Here is a 3,309-nt window from a genome sequence, read left to right as displayed (position 1 = left end):
GCACTACCTCGTGCGGAGGGTTGGTCGGGGAGCCGGCCAGCGGCCGGCACTACCTCGTGCGGAGGGTTGGTCGGGGAGCCGGCCAGCGGCCGGCACTACCTGGGGGGCCCTAGGCGGCCGCTACCGCTGCCGCCAGCTTGGCCAGCCACGCGGTGGTGAAATCGGTCGGCACCCGGCGGGCCGGGGCGGTCAGGCCGCTGTCGCGCAGGAATGCATGGGTGGCCTGCGCGTAGCCCTGGCGGGCAATCAGCGAGGCCTGCTTCACCGTGGCCTGCTGCCTGCGCAGCTGCACGATCTGCAAACTCGGCTTACCCGGCGCGGCAAACTTCTGGTAACGGCGCAGCTCGTCGGCCACCAGCCCGATATCGATGTTGGCCTGCACCAGCGCGATCTGCGCCTGCGCCAGCGGCACCAGTGCCGCGCGCAGCGGCGCCACGTTGCCCGCCATCGACGGCGCCAGCGCGTTCAGGGCCGCGTCCAGGGCGGGGTCGGCGCGCTCGGCGCGGTCGATCAGGTCGGTCAGCGCCGAGGGAGAAACTGCTTGCATGGAAAGGCACCGGCCCAAAACGCGATTGTCGCATTCGCAGCCGGTGCCCGTCGCGGCTCAGTCGCCGTCGTGCTCGTCGGCGTGGGCCTTCCAGTAGCCGGTCGAGCGGATCCAGTCCTTGGGCACGCCCAGGTGGCCTTCGATGTACTTGCGCATCATCCGCGCCCGGCGCGACTCGGCCGCGATCCAGTAGAACGTATCGCCCTCCGGTTCCTCGAAATCGGTGAACACATCCTCCAGCAGCGTGCTGCTGGCCGCATCGAAGCCATTGCGCTCCAGCCACGACACCCGGATGCGGTCATCCTCGGGCAGGTCCTGGCGGTCGCCCGATTCGGGGATCTCGATGTACACCTCCGCATTGGCGCCGTCCGGCAGCGTCTCCAGCCAGCGGCCGATCGCCGGCAGCGCGGTTTCATCGCCGATCAGCACGTAGGTATCGAAGTCCGGCGCGGTCATGTGCGAGCCGCGCGGGCCGCCCACGGCGATCGGGTCGCCCGGCTGCGCGTTGGCCGCCCAGCTGGAGGCCACGCCATGGCCGTGCAGCACGAAATCCAGCGCCAGCTCGCCGGCCTCCAGGTCCCACCAGCGCGGGGTGTAATCGCGCGCCGGCGAGGGCACCTGGCCCTCCGGGTAGCGCGGGCCTTCCGGGGTCAGGGTGGGCACCACGAACTGGCCCTCCGCATTGGGGAAGAACAGCTTCACGTGGTCGTCCGGCGAGGGCGAATCGAAGCCCTCCAGCGCCGGCCCACCCACGATCACCCGACGCATGCACGGGCTGATCTCCTCGGTGCGCAGCACCTCCAGCGGGCGGAACTTCACGGTATGACGCAGCAGCTTGTTTTCATGCAAAGCCATGGGGAACACCTGTACTCGATTGCGCCGCAGCGCGGCGTAGGGGGAAGACCTGGCTGGCCGGGGCTGGCGGGGTCGAATGCGTTGAACAAGGCGGGCAGGGCATCTCAGCGTCCCTGCCCGCGGATATGGGCGGCGGCCTCGCGCAGCGCCTGCGCCACGCTGGCCGCGTTGTCCTCGTTCCAGCGCCCGTGGCACTGGCCCAGGGCCGCCTTCAGCTCGCGCAGGCCATCGCGCACGCTCGGCGGCAGGTTGGCCTTGGTGATCGTGCGCGCGCTGTCGCGCACCCGGCGCAACGCCGCATCCACCTCTTCGCGCTGGCCGGCCAGTTCGGCCTGGCCCAGCGCGCTCAGCTGGTAGCGCTTGCGCCCACCTTCCTCCACCGCGCCCACCCAGCCGGCCGCTTCAAACTGCGCCAGCACCGGGTAGATCGAGCCGGCGCTGGGCGTGTACACCCGCACGAACATGTCGCTGATCAGCTGGATCAGCTCATAGCCATGGCGCGGTTGCTCGCCCAGCAGCGCCAGCACCAGCAGGCGCAGGTCGCCACGGCTGAGCGGGCGTGCGGTCAGCGGGCGGGCAGGGCGGTCGAGGTCACGCGGAGCGGTCATTTCGATATATCGAATGCGATGGCGGAACGATATATCGAAAAGCTGCTCGCAGCCAGCCTTCCCGCGCCGTTGGCAGGCAGTCGTTCAGGTCGATCCCCACCGCGACGGTGCGTGCCTGTGGTGGAACAATTCGCGGCCCTGAGCGGTTCAGCGCACGCATCCGCCGCCCACCCGGCCACGCCCCTGCACAAGCGCCGATCGGCCACCCGCCACGCCCACAACCCACGCAGCGCCTTGTCCAGCGCTGTCCATCCGACCCGCCGGTGTCATCGCGCCCGGGCATGCTGGAAACGCGCGTGGAGGCGCTACACAGGCCGCAAACCCTGTCGCCACCTGTCCCGGCGGACAGCGCTCGGCGCTTCCATACGCACCCGTAGCGAAGTAAGCAAACCCTGGGGTGCGCTACACTTTGCGGCTAGAAATCTAAAACAGTCGCGCGCGTGCGTGCGGTCATGGGAGCGCAAATGAACTGGTTGAACGAGGTGCTGAACAACGACCCGAATCCTGTGGAAACCCAGGAATGGATCGAGTCGCTGAAGGCCGTAATTGATGTCGAGGGCCCCGAGCGCGCGCATCAACTGTTGGAAGGCATGGTGGAGCTCACCCGTCGTTCGGGCGCGTACCTGCCGTTCTCTCCCACCACCGAGTACGTGAACACCATCGCGCCGACCCTGGAGGCCAAGAGCCCGGGCAACGCCGAACTGGAATGGCGCATTCGTTCCATCATCCGCTGGAACGCGATGGCCACCGTGGTGCGCGCCAACCGCAAGCCCGGCGACCTGGGCGGCCACATCGCCTCCTTCGCCTCCGGCGCAACGCTCTATGACGTGGGCTTCAACCACTTCTGGCGCGCCCCCAGCGACAACCACCCCGGCGACCTGCTCTTCATCCAGGGCCACAGCGCCCCGGGCATCTATGCGCGTTCCTTCCTGGAAGGCCGCATCGACGAAGCCCAGCTGGACAAGTTCCGCATGGAAGTGGACGGCGGTGGCCTCTCCAGCTACCCGCACCCGTGGCTGATGCCCGATTACTGGCAGACCCCCACCGTGTCGATGGGCCTGGGCCCGCTGGCCGCCATCTACCAGGCGCAGTTCCTGCGCTACCTGGAAAACCGTGGCCTGATCGAGAAGTCCGACCGCAAGGTGTGGTGCTTCATCGGCGACGGCGAGAGCGACGAGCCGGAAACCCTGGGCGCCATCGCGCTGGCCGGCCGTGAAGGCCTGGACAACCTCATCTTCGTGGTGAACTGCAACCTGCAGCGCCTGGACGGCCCGGTGCGCGGCAACGGCAAGATCATCC

Annotated in this window: 3 protein-coding genes and 1 pseudogene; 1 reads left to right on the top strand and 3 read right to left on the bottom strand. The window is 68.7% G+C overall.

All coding sequences use genetic code 11. The features are described 5' to 3' along the window. Nucleotides 1–109: 109 nt before the first annotated feature. The 3 genes from RSA25_RS19270 to RSA25_RS19260 form a co-directional block, all read right to left on the bottom strand. On the bottom strand, nt 110–547 hold the full coding sequence (locus RSA25_RS19270; protein WP_332810433.1) for a hypothetical protein: 438 nt from the start codon (nt 545–547) through the stop codon (nt 110–112). Between the two features lie 57 nt (nt 548–604). Next, entirely contained in the window at nt 605–1,402 is a 798-nt protein-coding gene (locus RSA25_RS19265; protein WP_332810432.1) for a siderophore-interacting protein, read from the bottom strand. Between the two features lie 104 nt (nt 1,403–1,506). After that, a complete protein-coding gene (locus RSA25_RS19260) occupies nt 1,507–2,010 on the bottom strand; it encodes a PadR family transcriptional regulator (protein ID WP_332810431.1) in 504 nt (167 codons plus the stop codon). A gap of 464 nt (nt 2,011–2,474) precedes the next feature. On the opposite strand from RSA25_RS19260, the pseudogene aceE reads away from it, so the two are divergent. Further along, a pseudogene (gene aceE / locus RSA25_RS19255) lies at nt 2,475–3,309 on the top strand (pyruvate dehydrogenase (acetyl-transferring), homodimeric type); the annotation flags it as partial.

Origin of the sequence: Stenotrophomonas sp. (assembly GCF_036662295.1) — a bacterium.
In the GTDB taxonomy this organism is placed as follows: Bacteria; Pseudomonadota; Gammaproteobacteria; order Xanthomonadales; family Xanthomonadaceae; genus Stenotrophomonas.
Note: the sequence above shows the minus strand (reverse complement) of the source record. Positions and strands in the feature narration are given on the sequence as shown.

What these genes read in the sequence shown, in the direction of transcription:
- RSA25_RS19260 (WP_332810431.1), bottom strand. Translation starts at nt 2,010, where the DNA reads ATGACCGCTCCGCGTGACCTCGACCGCCCTGCCCGCCCGCTGACCGCA.
- RSA25_RS19265 (WP_332810432.1), bottom strand. Translation starts at nt 1,402, where the DNA reads ATGGCTTTGCATGAAAACAAGCTGCTGCGTCATACCGTGAAGTTCCGC.
- RSA25_RS19270 (WP_332810433.1), bottom strand. Translation starts at nt 547, where the DNA reads ATGCAAGCAGTTTCTCCCTCGGCGCTGACCGACCTGATCGACCGCGCC.